Raw genomic sequence first — 255 nt, forward strand, 5'->3', positions numbered from 1 at the left:
GGACCGGGGCGCCGTCGCGCTCGACAAAGGTGGTGCGCAGGCTTTCGTGGCGGGCCACCAGGCGGTCGAGCGTGGCGCGCAGGGCCGGCAGGTCGAGCGCGCCGCGCAGGCGCAGCGCGGCCGGCAGATGGTAGGCGGCGCCGGCCGCGGCGTCGAGCTGGGCCAGGAACCACAGGCGCTGCTGCGCCAGCGACAGCGGCGGCGCTTGCTCGCGTCCGGTCGGTGTGATCGCGGCCAGCGGCGCGCCGTGCTGGT

Annotated in this window: 1 protein-coding gene; it reads right to left on the reverse strand. The window is 78.0% G+C overall.

The window, feature by feature from the left end:
* Nucleotides 1–255 (reverse strand): condensation domain-containing protein (locus KVP70_RS33895; RefSeq protein ID WP_217946806.1); only part of this gene is annotated, 255 nt, incomplete at both ends.

Origin of the sequence: Duganella violaceipulchra (genome assembly GCF_019166075.1) — a bacterium.
In the GTDB taxonomy this organism is placed as follows: Bacteria; Pseudomonadota; Gammaproteobacteria; order Burkholderiales; family Burkholderiaceae_D; genus Rugamonas; species Rugamonas violaceipulchra.